At 66.6% G+C, this 19,247-nt stretch carries 20 protein-coding genes; 7 read left to right on the top strand and 13 right to left on the bottom strand.

The window, feature by feature from the left end; all coding sequences use genetic code 11:
- Window positions 1-32: 32 nt before the first annotated feature.
- Complete coding sequence (locus ACPGXI_RS07820) at window positions 33-914, top strand: universal stress protein (protein ID WP_526651503.1); 882 nt, start codon at window positions 33-35, stop codon at window positions 912-914.
- Window positions 915-923: 9 nt separating this feature from the next.
- Here the strand turns inward: ACPGXI_RS07820 and ACPGXI_RS07815 are convergent, their stop codons facing one another.
- Complete coding sequence (locus ACPGXI_RS07815; RefSeq protein ID WP_526651501.1) at window positions 924-2,333, bottom strand: glycine--tRNA ligase; 1,410 nt, start codon at window positions 2,331-2,333, stop codon at window positions 924-926.
- A gap of 84 nt (window positions 2,334-2,417) precedes the next feature.
- Here ACPGXI_RS07815 and ACPGXI_RS07810 point away from each other — a divergent pair, with 84 nt between their 5' ends.
- Entirely contained in the window at window positions 2,418-2,798 is a 381-nt protein-coding gene (locus ACPGXI_RS07810) for an ArsR/SmtB family transcription factor (RefSeq protein ID WP_526651499.1), read from the top strand.
- Complete coding sequence (locus ACPGXI_RS07805; protein ID WP_526651497.1) at window positions 2,795-3,202, top strand: Fur family transcriptional regulator; 408 nt, start codon at window positions 2,795-2,797, stop codon at window positions 3,200-3,202. The genes ACPGXI_RS07810 and ACPGXI_RS07805 overlap by 4 nt, the downstream gene beginning before the upstream one ends.
- On the opposite strand, the gene ACPGXI_RS07800 is transcribed toward ACPGXI_RS07805, so the two are convergent.
- The 3 genes from ACPGXI_RS07800 to recO are packed head-to-tail and all read right to left on the bottom strand — an operon-like array spanning window position 3,199 to window position 5,351.
- On the bottom strand, window positions 3,199-3,657 hold the full coding sequence (locus ACPGXI_RS07800; RefSeq protein WP_526651495.1) for a hypothetical protein: 459 nt from the start codon (window positions 3,655-3,657) through the stop codon (window positions 3,199-3,201). The genes ACPGXI_RS07805 and ACPGXI_RS07800 overlap by 4 nt on opposite strands.
- A gap of 7 nt (window positions 3,658-3,664) precedes the next feature.
- Window positions 3,665-4,549 carry a decaprenyl diphosphate synthase gene (locus tag ACPGXI_RS07795; protein WP_526651493.1) on the bottom strand — a complete coding sequence of 295 codons (885 nt, stop codon included), beginning with the start codon at window positions 4,547-4,549 and terminating at the stop codon, window positions 3,665-3,667.
- A complete protein-coding gene (gene recO, locus ACPGXI_RS07790; protein WP_526651491.1) occupies window positions 4,494-5,351 on the bottom strand; it encodes a DNA repair protein RecO in 858 nt (285 codons plus the stop codon). The genes ACPGXI_RS07795 and recO overlap by 56 nt, the downstream gene beginning before the upstream one ends.
- A gap of 63 nt (window positions 5,352-5,414) precedes the next feature.
- Here recO and ACPGXI_RS07785 point away from each other — a divergent pair, with 63 nt between their 5' ends.
- Together ACPGXI_RS07785 and ACPGXI_RS07780 are read left to right on the top strand one after the other, a co-directional pair.
- Entirely contained in the window at window positions 5,415-6,974 is a 1,560-nt protein-coding gene (locus tag ACPGXI_RS07785) for an amidase (RefSeq protein WP_526651489.1), read from the top strand.
- A gap of 25 nt (window positions 6,975-6,999) precedes the next feature.
- Window positions 7,000-7,479: a CAP domain-containing protein gene (locus tag ACPGXI_RS07780; RefSeq protein ID WP_526651535.1), complete on the top strand. Its 480-nt coding sequence runs from the start codon at window positions 7,000-7,002 to the stop codon at window positions 7,477-7,479.
- A 72-nt stretch (window positions 7,480-7,551) separates the two neighbouring features.
- On the opposite strand, the gene era is transcribed toward ACPGXI_RS07780, so the two are convergent.
- The 8 genes from era to hrcA all read right to left on the bottom strand — a co-directional run bounded on the left by era (window position 7,552) and on the right by hrcA (window position 15,056).
- Window positions 7,552-8,460: a GTPase Era gene (gene era / locus ACPGXI_RS07775; protein WP_526651487.1), complete on the bottom strand. Its 909-nt coding sequence runs from the start codon at window positions 8,458-8,460 to the stop codon at window positions 7,552-7,554.
- Window positions 8,461-8,542: 82 nt separating this feature from the next.
- Window positions 8,543-8,863, bottom strand: coding sequence for a cytidine deaminase-like protein (locus tag ACPGXI_RS07770; protein ID WP_526651485.1), 321 nt, complete (start codon window positions 8,861-8,863; stop codon window positions 8,543-8,545).
- The gene (locus ACPGXI_RS07765; protein ID WP_526651483.1) at window positions 8,860-10,161 is read right to left on the bottom strand and encodes a CNNM domain-containing protein; all 1,302 of its coding nucleotides are present in this window, start codon (window positions 10,159-10,161) and stop codon (window positions 8,860-8,862) included. The genes ACPGXI_RS07770 and ACPGXI_RS07765 overlap by 4 nt, the downstream gene beginning before the upstream one ends.
- Window positions 10,158-10,712 carry an rRNA maturation RNase YbeY gene (gene ybeY, locus ACPGXI_RS07760; protein WP_526651481.1) on the bottom strand — a complete coding sequence of 185 codons (555 nt, stop codon included), beginning with the start codon at window positions 10,710-10,712 and terminating at the stop codon, window positions 10,158-10,160. The genes ACPGXI_RS07765 and ybeY overlap by 4 nt, the downstream gene beginning before the upstream one ends.
- Window positions 10,713-10,722: 10 nt before the next feature.
- Window positions 10,723-11,778: a PhoH family protein gene (locus ACPGXI_RS07755; protein WP_526651479.1), complete on the bottom strand. Its 1,056-nt coding sequence runs from the start codon at window positions 11,776-11,778 to the stop codon at window positions 10,723-10,725.
- A 270-nt stretch (window positions 11,779-12,048) separates the two neighbouring features.
- Entirely contained in the window at window positions 12,049-12,834 is a 786-nt protein-coding gene (locus tag ACPGXI_RS07750) for a 16S rRNA (uracil(1498)-N(3))-methyltransferase (protein WP_526651477.1), read from the bottom strand.
- 4 nt (window positions 12,835-12,838) lie between these two features.
- Window positions 12,839-13,981, bottom strand: coding sequence for a molecular chaperone DnaJ (gene dnaJ, locus ACPGXI_RS07745; protein ID WP_526651475.1), 1,143 nt, complete (start codon window positions 13,979-13,981; stop codon window positions 12,839-12,841).
- Between the two features lie 43 nt (window positions 13,982-14,024).
- Complete coding sequence (gene hrcA, locus ACPGXI_RS07740; RefSeq protein ID WP_526651473.1) at window positions 14,025-15,056, bottom strand: heat-inducible transcriptional repressor HrcA; 1,032 nt, start codon at window positions 15,054-15,056, stop codon at window positions 14,025-14,027.
- A gap of 127 nt (window positions 15,057-15,183) precedes the next feature.
- On the opposite strand from hrcA, the gene ACPGXI_RS07735 reads away from it, so the two are divergent.
- Entirely contained in the window at window positions 15,184-16,044 is an 861-nt protein-coding gene (locus tag ACPGXI_RS07735; protein ID WP_526651533.1) for an LLM class F420-dependent oxidoreductase, read from the top strand.
- 4 nt (window positions 16,045-16,048) lie between these two features.
- Here ACPGXI_RS07735 and hemW read toward each other — a convergent pair whose 3' ends face one another.
- Entirely contained in the window at window positions 16,049-17,233 is a 1,185-nt protein-coding gene (hemW, locus tag ACPGXI_RS07730; RefSeq protein WP_526651471.1) for a radical SAM family heme chaperone HemW, read from the bottom strand.
- Between the two features lie 308 nt (window positions 17,234-17,541).
- Between hemW and ACPGXI_RS07725 the strand changes: the two genes are divergently transcribed.
- On the top strand, window positions 17,542-19,242 hold the full coding sequence (locus tag ACPGXI_RS07725) for a nitrite/sulfite reductase (protein ID WP_526651469.1): 1,701 nt from the start codon (window positions 17,542-17,544) through the stop codon (window positions 19,240-19,242).
- Window positions 19,243-19,247: the final 5 nt, after the last annotated feature.

Below are 19,247 nucleotides of genomic sequence, written 5' to 3'. Positions count from 1 at the left end.
CAGGCACCCGGAACGCCCGCGGAGGTAGCGAGATGACATGGACCGCAGATAGTTCCGGAATTCTGGTCGGTGTCGACGGTTCCCCGTACTCCGATGCCGCCGTGCGGTGGGCAGTTCGGGAAGCCGCGATGCACGGCGAAGCCCTGACGGTATTGGCGGTCGCCGAGCACCAGGACTCGCGCAGCTCCCAAACCGAGGTGCTGGTGGAGCATCGCCGCGCGCAGCGCGACGAAGGCGACCAGATTCTCGCCGCCACACAGCAGCTCATCGACGAAGAGCTCGGCGACCGCACGCTGCGCGAGGTGCACCTGGAGTTCATGTTCGGCCATCCGCTGGCCACCCTGATCGACTCATCACAGGACAAGCGGATGGTGGTGGTGGGCTGCCGCGGCAGAGGATCACTGGGCCGGATGACGCTCGGCTCGGTCAGCAGCGGACTGGTACGTCACGCCCACCGTCCGGTTGCGGTGATTCCCCAGGAGCGTGCTGAGCCCGACGTTTATGCACCGATCCTGCTCGGCGTCGATGGTTCGCCCACCTCGGAGCTCGCCACCGCGATCGCGTTCGACGAGGCTACGCATCGGCACGCTCCGTTGATCGCCATGCACGCGTGGGCCGATCGTCTCACTTCGGGCACACACCTCAATTGGACGATCGACGAGCAGGAAGGCGCAGAAGCACTGAGCGAGCGCCTCGCGGGCTGGCAGGACCGGTACCCGGACGTCCACGTGACACCCACGCTGATCCGGCAAGGGGCGGGCAGTTGGCTGGTCGACCAATCCGACCGGGCACAGCTCATCGTCGTGGGAAGCCACGGCCGCGGTGGATTCGCCAGAATGATGCTCGGTTCAGTGAGCGCATCGGTGGTCGAGGCGGCCGAAGCTCCGGTGATCGTGGCACGGCAGCCGTCCTGACCGCACCAGTCACGCCCCCCTGAGCCGGACTGCCAAGTAGTCCGCGACTGCATCGATCGCCACCCGTTCCTGAGTCATCGCGTCACGTTCGCGAACCGTCACGGCGTGGTCGTCGAGCGAGTCGAAGTCCAGAGTGACGCAGTAGGGCGTGCCGATCTCGTCCTGGCGCCGGTAGCGGCGGCCGATGGCGCCGGCATCGTCGAACTCGATATTCCAGGACTTTCGCAACTCTGCGGCCAGGTCGCGCGCCTTCGGCGACAGGTCGGCATGGCGCGACAGCGGCAGCACCGCCGCCTTGACCGGCGCCAGCCGCGGATCCAACCGCAGCACGGTGCGCTTGTCGACACCGCCCTTGGCATTCGGGGCCTCGTCCTCGTGGTGTGCATCGACCAGGAATGCCATCAACGAACGGGTCAATCCAGCGGCCGGTTCGATCACATAGGGCACGTATCTGGTGTCGGCGGCCTGATCGTAGAAGGACAGGTCGGCACCAGAATGCTTTGAGTGCGTGGATAAGTCGAAGTTGGTGCGATTCGCTACGCCTTCGAGCTCCCCCCACGGGCTGCCCGCGAAGCCGAACTTGTACTCGATGTCGACGGTGCGGTCGGAGTAGTGCGACAACTTCTCCTCAGGGTGCTCGTAGAGCCGAAGGTTGTCCCGGTCGATGCCGAGGTCGACGTACCAGGCCAACCGGGTGTCGATCCAATACTGGTGCCATTGCGCTGCAGTGTCCGGCTCGACGAAGAACTCCATCTCCATTTGCTCGAACTCACGGGTGCGGAAGATGAAGTTGCCCGGTGTGATCTCATTCCGGAAGCTCTTGCCGATTTGGCCGATGCCGAACGGCGGCTTCTTCCGTGCCGTCGTGACCACGTTGGCGAAATTGACGAAAATGCCCTGTGCAGTCTCGGGCCGCAGATAGTGCAGTCCATCCTCGGACTCGATCGGGCCGAGGTAGGTCTTGAGCATCATGTTGAAGTCTCGCGGCTCGGTCCACTGTCCCCTGGTGCCGCAGTCCGGGCAGACGATGTCCGACATGGGCACCGCGCCCGGGTCGACAGGTGCCCCCGCCTTGGCCGCCTTCTTCTCCGCGTACGCCTCCTGCATGTGATCCTGGCGGTGCCGCTTGTGACAGTTAAGGCACTCAACCAGCGGATCGTTGAACACCTCCACGTGACCCGAGGCCACCCACACCTCGCGTGGCAGGACGATGGCACTGTCGAGGCCGACGACGTCGTCGCGACCGGTCACCACCGATCGCCACCACTGCCGCTTGATGTTCTCCTTCAGCTCGACGCCCAGCGGACCATAGTCCCAAGCAGACTTGGTTCCGCCATAGATCTCGCCGGACTGGAATACCAGGCCACGGCGTTTGGCCAGGTTTGCAACGGTGTCGATGATCGAGGAAGACGGAGCCACGGCTCAACAGCGTAGCGAGGTCCACCGCCGGTGGAGGCGACCCCACGATTGACATGCGCGGTCACGCATGTATCGTGGAGTCTAATGAAAATCGTTTCCACCATGGCTGATCCGGCGGCCGGCCATGACCCACAACTACAAGCCGGCGCGCCTGCGCCCGAGGTGCCACCTCGGGCGGTCCTCGACAGGGCGGGTGATCTGCTGCGCGCATTGGCCGCGCCGCTGCGCATCGCCATCGTGCTGCAACTTCGCGAGGATGCGCGCTGCGTTCACGAACTGGTGGACACGTTGGATGTTCCGCAACCGCTGGTCAGCCAGCACCTGCGGATCCTCAAGGCCGCCGGCGTCGTGGACGGGGCCCGTTCAGGCCGGGAAGTGTTGTATCGCTTGGTCGATCATCATCTGGCCGACATCGTGATCGCCGCCGTGACGCATGCTGCCGAGGACGAGGGACTCGGGCCGTGACCGGGACCATCCGGGCGACGCGCCAGCGCGCGGCCATCACAGCGCTGCTGGAGAACCTCGACGAATTCCGTTCCGCCCAGGAACTGCACGACGAACTGCGGCGGCGCGGAGAGGGCATCGGCCTCACCACCGTCTACCGCACTCTGCAGCAGATGGTCGCGACCGGAATCGTCGACACGTTGCGCACCGATACCGGCGAGTCGGTGTACCGCCGCTGCTCAGATCACCATCATCACCACCTCGTCTGCCGGGGGTGCGGTGCGACCATCGAAATCCAGGGCGGTCAGGTCGAGGCCTGGGCCGCCGAGGTAGCCCGCGAACACGGCTTCTCCGAGGTCAGCCACACCATCGAGATCTTCGGCATCTGCAGCGGGTGCGGGGTCGCCCCCGCGTCGGACGGCTAGGGCTGTCGACCCACCAGTCCTCGCCGCACGTCAGCGCCGGTGGCCAACACCATCAGGACCAGCGTGCGCAGGGCGTCATCGGTCAGACCCGCGGCCGGGAAGTTGTAGCGCAACAGCACGTCTGCGGCCTTCGCGGACGGGGACTTCTTGGTGCCGGTTTTCTCCGGATCGATTCTCTCGGGGCCGACTTTCTCCACCAGCGACACCGTGCCCAGCAGCGTGTCATGCGCATGTTTGGCGACCTTGGCGCGAATCTTGCTGTCCAGCGGGAGATCCCACGCCAGAACCTGGGTGAGCGACACCAGATCGAGGTCTTCGGCGATGGTGACCACCCGAAGCGAGGCGAATGTGTCGTCGTGATGCACAGTCAGCGCACCGTCATCCTCGTGCTGAACGGGGAGAATCTCCTCCAGCGCGGCGGTGAGGCGCTGCGACAAATCCGTCGAGTCTTCCATCGCGATCTCAGGCCCTGCCGAAGCGCCGGTTGCGATTGACATACTCCTCGCACGCGGCCCACAGGTCTCGGCGGTCATAGTCGGGCCAGAGCTTGTCCTGGAAAACGTACTCGGCGTAAGCCGCCTGCCAGAGCAGGAAGTTGCTCGCCCGCCGCTCCCCCGAGGTTCGGATGAACAGATCGACGTCGGGAATGTCGGGGCGGTGCAGGCGCTTGGCGAACATCGCCTCGGTGATGCGGTCCGGGTTGATCTTGCCGTCCACCGCCTGCCGTGCGAGTTCGCTTGCCGCCTCCACGATCTCGGTGCGACCGCCGTAGTTCACGCAATAGTTGATCGTGATGACGTCGTTGTCGACGGTCATCTGCTCGGCGATGTCGAACTCCTTGGTGACGCTGCGCCACATCCTGGGCCGCGAGCCGACCCAGCGCATCCGCACGCCCATGTCATTGAGGTTCTCCCGGCGGCGTCGCACCACCTCCCGGTTGAAGCCCATCAAGAACCGGACCTCCTCGGTGCTGCGTTTCCAGTTCTCAGTGGAGAACGCGTACACCGTGAGATGTTTGACGCCGATCTCGATAGCCCCGCAGGTGATGTCGATGAGCACCGCCTCACCCATCTTGTGACCCTCGGTGCGGCCCAACCCGCGCTGGGTGGCCCACCGTCCGTTGCCATCCATCACCACCGCGACGTGATTGGGCACCTGGTCGGCTGGAATCTGCGGCGCAGCGGCCTTTGAGGTGTGCTGCGGGGGGCGGGCGAACTCGCCGTTGGTGCGTGCCGGCAACTCGGGGAAGGGCACCGGCCAGGTCGACTTGTCCGGGAAAGTGGGGTAGTCCTCAGGCGCCGGGGGCAGCTGCGGATAGCTGTTCTTCCCCGTCCGCTTGATTGCCATGCGCCATATCCTGCCCGATGCCCGGCCCTATCACCCGAACACCACGCTCGTTGCCTGCGCGATCCGCCCGATACACGCGCTCGACCAGCGGTAACGTCCGCAGCTGCCGTTCCAGATGCCACTGCAGGTGCGCCGCCACGAGCCCGCTGGCCTGAGTTCGGTGCTGCGACGAGGACGCCTGCGCTTGGTCCCATTCACCCTCGTAGAGCGCGGCCATCAGGTCCAGCACACCCTGCGGCGGCGTCACTGACCCCGACGGTCGGCAGTGCACGCATACACTTCCGCCCGCCGCGACATGGAACGCCCGGTGCGGGCCCGGGGTCGCGCACCGAGCGCATTCGGTCAATGACGGGGCCCACCCGGTGATCCCCATCGCACGCAGCAGGTAGGCATCCAGGACGAGTTCACGGGGGCGCCCGCCGTCGGCCACCGCCCGCAGCGCGGCCACCGTCAACCGGTGCAGCGCGGGGACCGGGGCGCGCTCCTCGCCGGCGAGGCGCTCTGCTGTTTCCAGCACCGCGCAGGCACAGGTGTAGCGGCCGTAATCACAGACGATGTCCGAAGCGAACGCATCGATCGCCTGGACCTGGGTGACGATGTCGAGATTGCGACCCGGATGCAGCTGAACGTCAATGTGCGCGAACGGTTCCAGCCTCGCGCCGAACTTACTGCGAGTGCGCCGCACCCCTTTGGCCACCGCCCGCACCAAACCGTTATCGCGCGTGAGTAGGGTCACAATGCGGTCGGCTTCGCCGAGTTTGTGCTGGCGCAACACCACCGCTCGATCCCGATACAGACGCATTCGACCAGTCTCCCACCGTCGACCGACGAAACCGGTCCCGCAGCGCCGATACTCTACAAAGTGATGCCCGAAACCCCGCCCCCTCAAGATCGATTCCGAGATCGACCCGGGGATCGACCCGGGGATCGACCCGCTCCCCGGTTCCCCACCCTCACCTACCAGCTCTATCAGCTGGCCAGTGGCGCCTCTACGTCCGGCGACCTGGTCCGACGATCTTTGGAGGCCATCGAGGCGAGCCAGGCCACCCTCAACGCCTTCCGCGTGGTTCTCACCGACCAGGCCCTCCTCGAAGCGGCCGAGGCCGACCGTCGACGCGCGGCGGGAGACGATATTTCGCAGCTTCCGTTGCTGGGCATCCCGATCGCCGTCAAGGACGACGTCGACATCGCCGGCGTACCCACCCGATTTGGGACCGCCGGCAGCGACGACACGAAGCGGATCGCCGATACCGACGCAGAGGTGGTCCGGCGGCTGCGGGCGGCCGGTGCGGTAATCGTCGGTAAGACCAACACCTGCGAACTGGGCCAGTGGCCGTTCACCAGTGGACCCGCGTTCGGGCACACCCGTAACCCCTGGTCGCGGGAGCACACCCCGGGTGGTTCGTCAGGCGGCAGCGCCGCGGCGGTCGCGGCGGGTCTGGTGGCGGCCGCGATCGGCTCCGACGGGGCGGGCAGCGTCCGCATTCCGGCAGCCTGGACGCATCTGGTCGGAATCAAGCCGCAACGGGGACGCATCTCGACCTGGCCGCGTGCCGAGACGTTCAACGGCATCACCGTCAACGGCGTGTTGGCCCGCACCGTGGCCGACGCGGCGCTGGTGCTCGACGCCGCATCGGGCAACGCACCCGGCGATCTGCACAAGCCACCGCGCGTGCGCGCTTCAGCCTCCGTGTCCCGGGCGCCGGGACCACTACGGATCGCGCTGTCCACCAGGTTTCCGTTCACTGGTTTCCGGGCCGACCTGCACCCCGAGATCCACTCGGCGCTCCAGGTGGTCGCCGGCCGACTCGAACAGCTGGGCCACACCATGGTGGCGGCCGACCCCGATTACGGCCTGCGCATGTCGTGGAATTTCCTGGCCCGCTCCACCGCGGGCATCCTGGAGTGGATTGAGCTGCTGGGTCCCGACGTGCGGTTGGACAAGCGCACGCGATCCAATGCCGTCATGGGGCGGCTGCTCTCGCAACACATTCTGCGCAAGGCACGCGCCCACGAGGCAGCGTCTCAGGAGCGAATCGGATGGATCTTCAACCTGGCCGACGTCGTGCTCGCGCCCACGACCGCCCAGCCGTCACCGAGGGTCGACGCGTTCGATCAGCTCAGCGGGCTGGCCACCGACCGCAAGATGATCCGCGCCTGCCCGGCGACGTGGCCGTGGAACCTGCTCGGCTGGCCGTCGATCAACGTGCCCGCCGGATTCACCGCCGACGGACTGCCCATCGGGGTCCAGCTGATGGGTCCGGCGCACAGCGAACCGCTGCTGGTGTCGTTGGCGGCTGCCCTGGAAGCCATCAACGACTGGGCTTCCCACGAGCCGGAGAATTGGTGGGACACCCGCACGGTCAGACCCGACCTGCCGACGAATCTCACCGGTCCCCGCTCGACCGCGCACAACGTCGCGTAATGTCCGGGCGGTGAACGTCAGCAAGATGGTGCGCTCCCTGCCTGCGGTGGCACTCGCGGGAACTGCGATCGCGGGCATGCCGAACGCCCACGCGGATTACCCCGACTACCGGCGCCTCAACGAGAGCGTCGTTGTCAACGTCTACACGGTTCAGCAGCGCAACAACTGCACCACCGACATCGAGATCAACCCCAAGCTCCGACTGGCCGCGCAGTGGCACACCAACGATGTACTCAACAACCGTGACCTGAACGGCGACATCGGCTCCGACGGCTCGACCGTGCAGGACCGCGCGAACCGGGCCGGTTTCGTGGGCACAGCCTCCGAGACCGTCGCCATCAACCCCGCGCTGGCCATCAGCGGCATCGAGATCATCAACCAGTGGTTCTTCCGGCCCGACTACTACGCCACCATGTCCAATTGCGCGAACACCCAGATCGGCGTGTGGACCGAGAGCCATTGGGACCGCACGGTGGTAACCGCGGTCTACGGCCAGCCCGGATAGCGATTTCGGCGTCGTTGGTCACGGTGAGCGTGACCAACTGCACCGAAATCACGCGCTCAGACGCTCACCCGCTCAGAAGCCGAGTCGGCCGAGTTGCTTCGGGTCGCGCTGCCAGTTCTTTGCGATTTTCACCCTGAGGTCGAGATAGACCTTTGCTCCGAGCAGCTTCTCGATCTGCGTGCGGGCGGCGGTGCCCACCTCACGCAGACGCGCGCCGCCTTTGCCGATCACGATGCCCTTCTGGGAATCGCGCTCGACGTAGAGCACGGCGTGCACGTCGATGAGAGCCTGATCCTCCGGGCGGCCCGGCCTCAACTCCATCTCCTCGATGACCACGGCCAGCGAGTGCGGTAGCTCGTCGCGGACGCCCTCCAGCGCGGCCTCGCGGATCAGCTCCGCCATCAGCACTTCCTCTGGCTCATCAGTGAGCTCACCGTCGGGGTAGAACGCCGGGCCGGGCGCCAGCTGCGCGGCCAGCACGTCGATCAGCACGTCGAGCTGGGCACCGGTGGTGGCCGAGACCGGCACGATCTCGGCGGCAGGCCCGACGAGCTCGCTGACCGCCATCAGCTGCTCGGCGACCCGGTCCTTGGATACCTTGTCGATCTTGGTGACGATCGCGACCAGCGTCGTCCTCGGCGCGACTGCACCGATCTGCTCGACGATCCACCGATCCCCCGGCCCGATCTTCTCGTCGGCCGCAATGCACAGCCCGATGACGTCGACCTCCGAATAGGTGCCCTTGACCAGGTCGTTAAGGCGCTGACCGAGCAATGTGCGGGGTCGGTGCAACCCTGGGGTGTCGACGAGCACGATCTGGAAATCCGCGCGGTGCACGATGCCGCGGATGGTGTGCCGGGTGGTTTGCGGTCGGTTCGACGTGATCGCCACCTTGGTGCCGACCAGCGCGTTGGTGAGCGTGGACTTGCCCGTGTTCGGTCTGCCCACGAAACAGACGAAGCCCGAACGAAACTCGGTCATCGGGCGTCACCGAGGGTGCGCCGAGATCGCCTCGTGAGGCTTGGAGTCACCCGAATTCGCGATCTCTGTGCACGCTCGGGGTTCACCTCAGCACCTGCCCTGACCGGTCGGTCCGGATGATCACCGCGTCGCCGGACAGTTCGTGTACGGCTGCGACGCCAGGATCGTCGGCGGCCCCACCGACCAGCACGGCTGCCTCCAGACCGGCCGCGCCGCTGGACACCGCAGCGACGACGGCTGCTTGCAGCGCCGTCACCGTGAGCGTCGCCAGCGCCACCGGCGCTCCGGCGTAGGTGCGGCCGTCGGCGTCGCGAACAGCAGCGCCGCTGGCCTGCTCGGCCCGCGCCATCGCGCCCCGGGCGAGAATCACCAGCTTCGTGTCTTCGGGGTCCAGGCGGTTCATGCGCCCTCTTCTTCCTCCTGGTCAGGGTCTGGCTCGGTAGGCCTGACCAGCACGGTGCCGATTCGCAGCCGCCCCCGCGGGTCCGGCCCACCCTCGGCGCGGAGCCGCAGCCCGTCCCACGTCACCTCGGCTCCGGGCAGGGGAACGCGTCCGAGCTCGAGTGCGACCAACCCGCCCACAGTGTCGACGTCGAGCTGCTTGTCGAACTCGACGTCGTAGAGCTCGCCGAGGTCTTCGATCGGCAGCCTGGCCGACACCCGGTAGGACAGATCCCCCAGATCTTCGATGGGCGCGACCTCGTCGGTGTCGTATTCGTCGGCGATCTCCCCGACGATTTCCTCAAGCACATCCTCGATGGTCACCAGGCCCGCGATCGCGCCGTATTCATCGACCAACAGCACCATATGGACCCGGTCGCGCTGCATATCCCTCAGCAGGGCGTCCAAGGGCTTGGAGTCAGGAACGAACGCCGCTGCGCGCATCACGTTGGAGACAGCGGTGTCTCGGCCGCCGTTGGTCGAGTAATAGGTTCGCTGCACGAGATCTTTGAGGTAAACGACACCGATGACGTCGTCGACGTTTTCGCCGACCACCGGAATTCGGGAATGCCCGCTGCGCACCGCCAGCGAGGTGGCCTGGCCGGCGGTTTTGTCCGACTCGATCCAGACCATCTCGGTGCGCGGAACCATCACCTCCCGCGCCGGTGTGTCGCCGAGCTCGAACACCGACTGGATCATCCGGCGCTCATCGTCGGCCACCACTCCCCGCTGCTGGGCCAGGTCAACGACCTCGCGCAACTCGATCTCAGAAGCAAACGGGCCGTTGCGAAAGCCCCGGCCCGGAGTCAACGCATTACCGATCAGGACGAGCAGCCGGCTCACCGGCAGCAGCAGCACCGAGATCATTTGCAGCGGAAGGGCGGTGAGCAGGGCGATGGTGTAAGCGTTCTGCCGGCCCACGGTCCGCGGCCCGACCCCGATCGCCACGAAGCTGACCACCACCATGATCGCGGCCGCGGCGACCAGACCTCCGGTCACACCGAGGCTGCCGTCCAGGAACGCCGCCAGCAGCACCGTCGCGCTGACCTCGCAGGCGATCCGGAGCAACACGATGAGGTTGATGTAGCGGGGCCGCTCCAGCATCACCCGCGCCAACCGCACCGCACCGGGACGTCCCTCGCGGACGAGTTCCTCGACCCGGGCCATCGACACCGTGCTCAATGCGGCGTCGCTCGCCGCGAACATTCCACCTAAGCCGACCAGCACGACGGCGCTGATCAGTTGACCGACCGAGCTCACGAATCGTCGCCGTGGTTCGAATCATCGAAGAACCGGGACTTGTCCACCAGACGACGGTCCTTCTCGGTCTGTCGGTCCTGGTAGTACGAATCGACCTGGTCGGCCACCCACTCCTCGAGCAGTTCGCGCTGCAGCGCGAACATCTCTTTTTCCTCGTCGGGCTCGGCGTGGTCAAAACCCAGTAGATGCAATACCCCGTGCACGGTCAGTAGCGCCAGTTCCTGGCCGAGCGGGTGCCCGGCGTCGGCAGCCTGCTTTGCCGCGAACTCCGGACACAGCACGATGTCGCCGAGCATGGACGGCCCGGGCTCAGGCGCATCCGGCCTGCCCCCGGGCTCGAGTTCGTCCATCGGGAAGCTCATGACGTCGGTCGGGCCGGGCAGGTCCATCCACCGCATGTGCAGATCGGCCATCGCCGCGGAGTCGAGCAGCACCATCGACAGCTCGGCGGCCGGGTTGACGTCCATCTTTCCAATGACGAATTGGGCGACGCTGATCAATTCCTGTTCAGAGATGTCGATGCCCGATTCGTTGGCAACCTCGATACTCATCGGCCGTCCACTAGCGCCTCGGTCTGCCTGCGCCACTCGAACGCCGCTGCGCCCGGTTCATCAATCGGTCGCCGGCTTTCCCGTCCGCCCTCGCATATGCGTCGACGATCTCGCTCACCAGGCGATGGCGAACCACGTCGGCGCTGGTGAGTTCGGAGAAGTGGATGTCGTCGATCCCGTCGAGAGTACGCATCGCCGAGTGCAGCCCCGAGGACGCGCCACCGGGCAGATCAACCTGCGTGATGTCGCCCGTCACAACGATCTTCGAGTCGAAGCCGAGTCGCGTCAGGAACATTTTCATCTGCTGGGCGGTGGTGTTCTGTGCCTCGTCGAGGATGATGAAGGCATCTGACAGCGTCCTGCCCCGCATGTAGGCCAGCGGCGCCACCTCGATCACCCCGGCGTTCATCAGCTTCGGGATCAACTCGGGATCCATCATGTCGTGCAGGGCGTCATACAGCGGGCGCAGATAGGGGTCGATCTTCTCACTCAGGGTGCCGGGCAGAAAGCCAAGGCTCTCACCGGCTTCCACAGCTGGGCGGGTCAGAATGATCCGGCTGACCTGTTTGGACTGCAGCGCGCTGACCGCCTTGGCCATCGCCAGATAGGTCTTGCCGGTGCCCGCCGGACCGACACCGAACACAATGGTGTGCGAATCGATCGCGTCGACGTAGCGCTTCTGGTTCAGCGTCTTGGGCCGGATGGTCTTGCCGCGTCGCGACAGGATGTCCAGAGTCAGCACCTCGGCCGGCGACTCCTCGACCGTGCCCGTCAGCATCGCCACGCTGTGCCGCACCGCGTCCGCTGTCAGCGTCTGGCCGCCGGCGACGACCTCGACCAGTTCAGAGATCGCCCGCTCGGCCAGGGCGACGTCGGCGGGTTCACCCGACAGGGTGATCGCGTTCCCGCGGGCGTGGATGTCGGCGGAAAGCAGATGCTCGAGTGCGCGCAGATTCTCGTCTGAGGACCCCAGCAGGCCCACGACGAGGTCGGGCGGAACAGTCATGCTGCTGCGGACAGCCGTTCGGGGTGCGTCCGAGGCGGCGTTCGTCTCTCGGGGGCTCACGTGTGGTTTTCTGCCTGCTTTCTCTTTTCCGACCGAGCTTCGGGTCGCGCCGGCCGAATCGAAACCTCAGTTTAGCGTCACCGGGGCGTCAGTCGGACAAGTCCTTGCACACCAGCACTCCCTGCACACGACCGCTGGTCGGCCAACGTGAAGGTGTCGGCACAGTCGCGACCCAGCGTGAAGGCGTCTTCACGTTCGGCAACGCGGTTAACACCAACCGCCGACCGATTCCGGGAGCCGAACCCCGAAAGGCCTGATCAGTCCCACCAGCTAGCACCACCGGGAGGTCAGCACCCCAAGAGCGCCCAGCGCCACCGCCGCTGCCGTGGATGTCCGCAACACTGTCGGTCCCAGCCGTATCAACACCGCACCGGCATCGCCCAACGCCTCGAGTTCCTCGTCGGCGATACCGCCCTCCGGCCCAACCACCAGGGTGAGCGCCTCCGCCGCCGGCCGGGTAGCCGAAGCCGGCAGTCCGGCCGCCAAACCGAACAGCCCGGTCGCCGAAGCCAGCAGCCCGGTGGCCGACTCGTGCAGCACCAGCACCGTGGACGGCGATGCGGCGCGCACCCGATCGACAAGTCCGGCCGTCGTCACGACGCCCTCGACTGCCGGGATGTAGGGGCGCCGGGACTGGCGGGCAGCAGACCGCGCCACCGCTGCCCAACGGCGCAGCCCCTTTTCCACCTTTTCGGGTCCACCCCAACGGGCCACGCAGCGCGCCGCCTGCCAACCCACGAACGCGTCCGCACCCGCCTCGGTGGCCAGTTCGATTGCCAGCTCGGAGCGCTCCGCTTTAGGCAGCGCCTGCACGACGGTAACCGTGGGCGTGGGACGTTTCACCAGGTGAATGGCCTGCACCCGGGCCGACAATCTGCCCTTGGCCACATCCTCGACGACGCAGTGCGCCACGGTGCCCGCGCCGTCGCCGAGGTCGAGTTGCTCTCCGGGCCGGGTGCGACGCACGTTGGCCGCGTGAAAACCCTCGTCACCGTCGAGGATCGCAAGCCCACCAACTGCGGGCAGCGTTTCGACGTAGAAGAGCCCTCGGCTCACAGCGCTAGCGACCGGTGAACGTTTCGCGCAGCCGGTTGAACAGACCGCCGCCGTGTGAGGTGTTGTTGCTCTGCGCGCTACGCACCTCGGCCGCGCCGTGGGTGCGCTCCTTGAACGTCCGAAGCAACTCGATGTCCTCGTGATCGAGCCGGGCGGGCACCACGACGTCGATGTGGGCGTTCAGGTTGCCACGCACGCCGGAACGCAGATGGGGCATGCCGCGTCCGCGCAGTGTAGTGATCGAGCCGGGTTGGGTTCCGGCGCCGATGGTGATCTCGATGGGTCCGTCGAGGATCGCATCGACGGTGACCGTGGTGCCCAGCGCGGCGTCGACCATCGGGACCGAGATGGTGCAATGCAGATCGTCGCCGTCGCGGACGAAAACGTCGTGCGGTGTCTCGTGGACCTCGACGTACAGGTCACCTGAAGGCCCGCCACCGGGCCCCACCTCGCCTTGGGCAGCCAGCCGCACCCGCATCCCATCGGCCACGCCGGCCGGAATCTTGACGCTGATATCCCGACGGGCGCGCACCCGGCCGTCCCCGGCGCATCGGTTGCAGGGATCCGGGATGACCTCGCCGACTCCGCCGCAGACCGGGCAGGGTCGCGATGTCATCACCTGGCCGAGCAGCGAGCGCTGCACGGTCTGGATCTCGCCGTTTCCACCGCAGGTATCGCAGGACACCGGCGTCGACGTGCCGTGGGTGCCTTTGCCCTGGCACAAGTCGCACAGTACGGCGGTGTCGACAGTGACCTGCTTGGTCACGCCAGTCGCACACTCGGCCAGGTCCAGCCGCATCCGCAGCAGCGAATCGGACCCGGGCCTGACCCGGCCTGCCGGCCCGCGCGAGGTGGCCCCGCCGCCGAAGAACGCCTCGAAGACATCGCCGAGCCCGCCGAATCCGCCGAACCCGCCGCCGGCGGCCGCCGACTCCATCGGATCGCCACCCATGTCCACGATGCGGCGCTTCTCCGGATCGCTGAGCACCTCGTAGGCGACACTGACCTCCTTGAAGCGGGTCTGCGCCGCCTCGTCAGGATTCACGTCGGGGTGCAGCTCGCGAGCGAGCTTGCGGTAGGCGCGCTTGATCTCCGCGTCACTCGCGCCGTTGTTCAGGCCGAGCATCCCAAAATAGTCGCGTGCCACACTCAACCTTTCCCAGCCGTCGATCCGATCAATACAACGCGGATCAGCGGCTCCCTAAGACCTCGCCAATGTAGAGAGCAACGGCGGCGACATTGGCCATAGTTCCCGGATAGTCCATCCGAGTGGGACCGACCACACCCATGCCGCCGAACACTTTGCCCGAGCTGCCGTAAAGAGTACTGACCACCGAGGTGCCCAACATCTGCTCGGCTTCCGTTTCGTGACCGATGCGCACGGTGACCTTGCCCGCCTCCTGCTGCGCGGCCAGTAGCCGCAACACCACGACCTGCTCCTCGAGCGCCTCGAGCACCGAGCGCAATGATCCCCCGAAGTCGGCGGTGTTGCGCGTCAGGTTGGCCGTGCCGCCCAGCAGTAACCGCTCCTCGCTGTGTTCGACCAGCGACTCCACCAGCACGGTGGCCGACCTGCCGACCGCGTCGGCGAGGCCACCCTGACCGTTGAGATGTGATGCCAGGTCAGAGACCGCGACCGTGGCGGCGGCCAGCGGCTTGCCCTCCAGCGCCTGACCGAGCAGGTCACGCAACTGGGCGAGTTCGACATCGTCGATTCCGTCGCCCAATTCGACAATCCGCTGGTCAACGCGGCCGGAGTCGGTGATCACCACCAGCAACAGCCGCGCCGGTGTCAGCGCCACCACCTCAAGATGTCGGACCGACGACGTCGACAACGTCGGATACTGCACGATCGCGACCTGACGGGTCAGCTGTGCGAGCAGGCGCACCGCGCGGCGCAGCACGTCATCGAGATCGACACCGGTCTCCAGGAACGTGAGGATCGCGCTCCGTTCGGCACTCGACATCGGTTTGACGTTGTCGAGCCGGTCGACGAACTCACGGTAGCCCTTCTCCGTGGGTACCCGACCGGAGCTGGTGTGCGGTTGGGCGATGTAGCCCTCAGCCTCCAGAACCGCCATGTCGTTGCGCACGGTCGCGCTCGAGACACCGAGATTGTGGCGCTCGACGATCGACTTGGAACCGATGGGTTCGTGGGTGGCGACGAAGTCCGCGACGATGGCACGCAACACCTCGAATCGACGATCGTCGGCGTTACCCACCGCCCACCTGCCTTCCGTCCCCGTCCTGGTCGCTGTTCAGTTTACGGTGATCAGCGACGGCCGACGTGCAGGCATGTCCGTCCGGCCCCGTGGCGCTCCGCCGCTGGACACGGTATGGGTAGAAGGCATGGAGCTATCCGGAGTAGGTCTGTGGAGTTCGCAGTTGCGCTACGGCAACCCCGCCAAGGCGGCAGACGCCGCCGCCGAACTCGACGAACTGGGGTATACGGCACTGTGGATACCCGACGTCGGCGGGCCGCTTCTCGATTCGGTCGAAAACCTGCTGTCCGCAACTCGGCAGACGGTGATCGCCACCGGCGTCCTCAACCTATGGATGCACGAGCCGTCCGACGTGGCCGCACGCTACGCCACGCTCACCGAAGCCCACGGGGAGCGTTTCCTGCTCGGCATCGGGGTGAGCCATGCACCGCTGATCGACGCGGCGGAGCCGGGCCGCTACCGCAAGCCGTTGGCTGCCACGAGGGCGTTTCTCGATGGGCTGGACGCCGCGCCCCGTCCGGTTCCGACGGCCAACCGCGTGTTGGCCGCACTGGGGCCGAAGATGCTCCAGCTGTCTGCGACCCGCGCGCGCGGCGCACATCCGTATCTGACGACCCCCGAGCACACGCACACCGCCCGCGAAGCACTCGGCGACGGCCCGTTGCTGCTGCCCGAGCAGGCCGTACTGCTCACCGAGGACAGAGAAGAAGCGCGCACCATCGGAAGTGATTGGCTGCGTTCGTATCTGGGGCTGCCGAACTATGCCAACAACCTGCTGCGATCAGGGTTCACCGAGGACGATCTGGCCTCCGTCAGCGACCGCTTGTTCGATTCGATCATCGCCTGGGGGGACGAAGATGCCGTGCGCCGGCGCGTCCGGGAACACCGGGCGGCGGGGGCCGACCACGTCTGCGTCCAGGTGATCACCGCCGATCCGCGCGAGTTCCCACGCCAGCAATGGCGTCGCCTGGCGCCCGCGCTGCTCTAGCCGTTCAGTCGAGGAGATCCCGCACCACCGCATCCGCGAGCAACCTGCCGCGGTCGGTCAGCACCAGCCGCTCACCCTGGCGCCACAGCAGTCCGTCCTGGATCGCCTCCGAGGCCCGGTCGCGCTCGGCTCCGGACAACACCGCCACCGGTAGCCCGGAGCGCAGCCGCACCCCCAACATCACCTCCTCGGTGTGCGAGGCCTCGGCGTCGAGCTGTTCGAAATCGGCGACTGGCAGCGAACCGCCCGCGAGTACTTCGGCGTAAACGTTGGGGTGCTTGACATTCCACCACCGGGTGGAGCCGACGTATCCGTGCGCGCCGGGGCCGGCGCCCCACCACTGCCCACCACCCCAGTAGCCGAGGTTATGTAGGCACTGCCCGCCGGGACGAGCCCAGCTCGACACCTCGTACCAGTCGAAGCCGGCATCGGCGAGGCGGCGGTCGAGCAGTTCGTAGCGTCGGGCCACCACGTCATTGTCCGGTGCGGCCATCTCGCCGCGGCGCACCCGGCGGGCCAGCGCGGTGCCGTCCTCGACGATCAACGAGTAAGCGGACAGGTGATCGACACCGGCCTCAACGGCCGAGCTGACGGAGCTCAGGAGGTCGTCATCGGTCTCCCCCGGCGTTCCGTAGATGAGGTCGATGCTGACGTTGTCGAATCCCTGCGCGCGGGCTTCCCGGACCGCTTCGAGCGCCCGGCCGGGTGAATGCACGCGGTCCAGCGCCGCGAGCACATGCGGAGCCGTCGACTGCATGCCCAAGGACACTCGGGTGAACCCCGCGGCGCGGAGCTGGGCAAAGAACTCCGGTGACGTCGATTCCGGATTGGCCTCGGTGGTGACCTCGGCTCCCGGGGAGATCGCGAAATTGTCGCCGACCGCATCAAGTACGGACCTGAGGCCGGCCGCTCCGAGCAGGGAGGGCGTACCGCCGCCGACGAACACTGTCTGCACCGGTGGCGCGACACCGAGGTGAGCCGCCGCGAGGCGGAGCTCGATCCGCAACGCGGCCAGCCAGCCCTCCGGGGTGCTGCCACCGGCCAACTCGGCCGGGGTATAGGTGTTGAAGTCGCAGTAGCCACACCGAGTCGCGCAGAACGGCACGTGAACGTAGATCCCGAAAGGGCGCGACGGGCGACCGGTACCGGCCGCCAGCCCCGGCAGCGTCACCCCCGTCCGGACCGTCACGCGAATCAGTCTCCCAGAGCGGGCCGCACCCCCGGTGAACGCAAATTGTGCCCCATTAGGGCAGGTGCCGGTGTTCGTGGCACAATTGGGGTCGTGACTGGAGCCCACAGCCTGCCCCGCCGGGTGTCGCTGGTAGTGCGCCGCCATGTCGACTTCAAGCGCGTTTGTACCTGTCGCTGTCTGCCTTGACGAAGTAGCTTCGGAGACCCGCCCGCACCATTTCAGCTGGCCACCGGATCTGCGCTGCCGGACAGCCACCGGTGAGAACGCGCGATCTGAACGCCGGCTCCGACGAGGAGCCCCATCGGATGACCACCGCACCGACCCCGCCCGCCGGCAAGACCAAGCCCGCCAAACGGGTCCGCGATGAAGGACAGTGGGCGCTCGGCTCACTCGAGCCGCTGAACGCCAACGAGAAGTTCAAGAAGGAAGACGACGCACTCAACGTGCGCGACCGGATCATCAACGTCTACTCCCGCGATGGTTTCGACAGCATCGACATGAACGATCTGCGTGGCCGGTTTCGCTGGATGGGCCTGTACACCCAACGCAAGCCAGGCTATGACGGAACCTGGACCGGCGACGAGAACACCGACATGCTCGAGGACTCCTACTTCATGTTGCGGGTCCGCAGCGACGGCGGTGCCCTCACCACCGCGGCGCTGCGCACGCTGGGCGAGATCTCGACCGAGTTCGCCCGGGACACCGCCGACATCTCCGACCGGCAGAACATCCAGTACCACTGGATCCGGATCGAGGACATGCCCGAGATCTGGCGCCGCCTCGACGAGGTCGGTTTGCAGACCACCGAAGCGTGCGGTGACTGCCCCCGCGTCGTGCTGGGATCGCCACTGGCGGGCGAGTCGCTGGACGAGGTGATCGATGGCACCCCGGCGGTGGACGAAATCGTCAAGCGCTACATCGGCAATCCGGTTTACTCCAACCTGCCGCGCAAGTTCAAGACCGCGATCTCGGGCCTGCAGGACGTCGTGCACGAGGTCAACGACGTCGCCTTCGTGGGCGTCGATCATCCTGACCACGGCCCCGGCTTCGACCTGTGGGTCGGCGGCGGGCTGTCCACCAACCCGATGCTGGGCCAGCGGGTGGGCGCGTGGGTGCCGCTGGATGAGGTGCCCGACGTGTGGGAAGGCGTGGTCAACGTGTTCCGTGACTACGGTTACCGCCGGCTGCGGGCCAAGGCGCGGATGAAGTTCCTGATCAAGGACTGGGGCGTCGAGAAGTTCAGGGAAGTTCTCGAACAGGAATACCTGAAACGTCCGTTACTGGACGGGCCCGCCCCCGAGCCGGTGCCCCGGCCCATCGACCACGTCGGGGTGCAGAAGCTCCGTAATGGACTGAACGCCGTGGGCGTGGCCCCCATCGCCGGCCGGGTGTCCGGCACGATCCTGTCGAAGGTCGCCGATCTGGCCGAGTCAGCAGGCAGCAACCGCGTCCGGTTCACTCCGTACCAGAAGCTCATAGTGCTCGACGTTCCCGACGACGAACTTGACCAACTGCGCGCCGGACTCGACGCGCTCGGGCTGCCGTCGACCCCATCGCACTGGCGGCGCAACCTGATGGCCTGCACCGGCATCGAGTTCTGCAAGCTGAGCTTCGCCGAGACGCGCAAGCGGGCGCAGGTGCTGGTCCCCGAGCTGGAGGAGCGTTTGGAGGACCTCAACGCACAGCTGGACGTGCCCATCACTGTCAATATCAACGGCTGCCCGAACTCCTGTGCCCGCATCCAGGTCGCCGACATCGGGTTCAAGGGCCAGATGATCGATTCCGGCGAGGACGGGGGCGACTCGGTCGAGGGCTTCCAGGTTCACCTGGGCGGCAGTCTGGGTCTGGACAGCGGCTTCGGCCGCAAGCTGCGCCAGCACAAGGTCCTGTCCAGCGAGCTCGGTGACTATATCGACAGAGTTGTTCGCAACTTCATGAAACAACGGGAGCAGGGTGAGCGTTTCGCTACATGGGCGTTGAGGGCGGATGAGGCGGAGTTGCGATGAGCGCT

Source organism: Mycobacterium sp., from assembly GCF_049608025.1.
In the GTDB taxonomy this organism is placed as follows: Bacteria; Actinomycetota; Actinomycetes; order Mycobacteriales; family Mycobacteriaceae; genus Mycobacterium.
Note: the sequence above shows the minus strand (reverse complement) of the source record. Positions and strands in the feature narration are given on the sequence as shown.

What these genes read in the sequence shown, in the direction of transcription:
- ACPGXI_RS07735 (WP_526651533.1), top strand. Translation starts at nt 15,184, where the DNA reads ATGGAGCTATCCGGAGTAGGTCTGTGGAGTTCGCAGTTGCGCTACGGC.
- ybeY (WP_526651481.1), bottom strand. Translation starts at nt 10,712, where the DNA reads ATGAGTATCGAGGTTGCCAACGAATCGGGCATCGACATCTCTGAACAG.
- ACPGXI_RS07810 (WP_526651499.1), top strand. Translation starts at nt 2,418, where the DNA reads ATGAAAATCGTTTCCACCATGGCTGATCCGGCGGCCGGCCATGACCCA.
- ACPGXI_RS07785 (WP_526651489.1), top strand. Translation starts at nt 5,415, where the DNA reads ATGCCCGAAACCCCGCCCCCTCAAGATCGATTCCGAGATCGACCCGGG.
- ACPGXI_RS07795 (WP_526651493.1), bottom strand. Translation starts at nt 4,549, where the DNA reads ATGGCAATCAAGCGGACGGGGAAGAACAGCTATCCGCAGCTGCCCCCG.
- ACPGXI_RS07725 (WP_526651469.1), top strand. Translation starts at nt 17,542, where the DNA reads ATGACCACCGCACCGACCCCGCCCGCCGGCAAGACCAAGCCCGCCAAA.
- ACPGXI_RS07770 (WP_526651485.1), bottom strand. Translation starts at nt 8,863, where the DNA reads ATGAACCGCCTGGACCCCGAAGACACGAAGCTGGTGATTCTCGCCCGG.
- recO (WP_526651491.1), bottom strand. Translation starts at nt 5,351, where the DNA reads ATGCGTCTGTATCGGGATCGAGCGGTGGTGTTGCGCCAGCACAAACTC.
- ACPGXI_RS07820 (WP_526651503.1), top strand. Translation starts at nt 33, where the DNA reads ATGACATGGACCGCAGATAGTTCCGGAATTCTGGTCGGTGTCGACGGT.
- era (WP_526651487.1), bottom strand. Translation starts at nt 8,460, where the DNA reads ATGACCGAGTTTCGTTCGGGCTTCGTCTGTTTCGTGGGCAGACCGAAC.
- ACPGXI_RS07780 (WP_526651535.1), top strand. Translation starts at nt 7,000, where the DNA reads ATGGTGCGCTCCCTGCCTGCGGTGGCACTCGCGGGAACTGCGATCGCG.
- ACPGXI_RS07800 (WP_526651495.1), bottom strand. Translation starts at nt 3,657, where the DNA reads ATGGAAGACTCGACGGATTTGTCGCAGCGCCTCACCGCCGCGCTGGAG.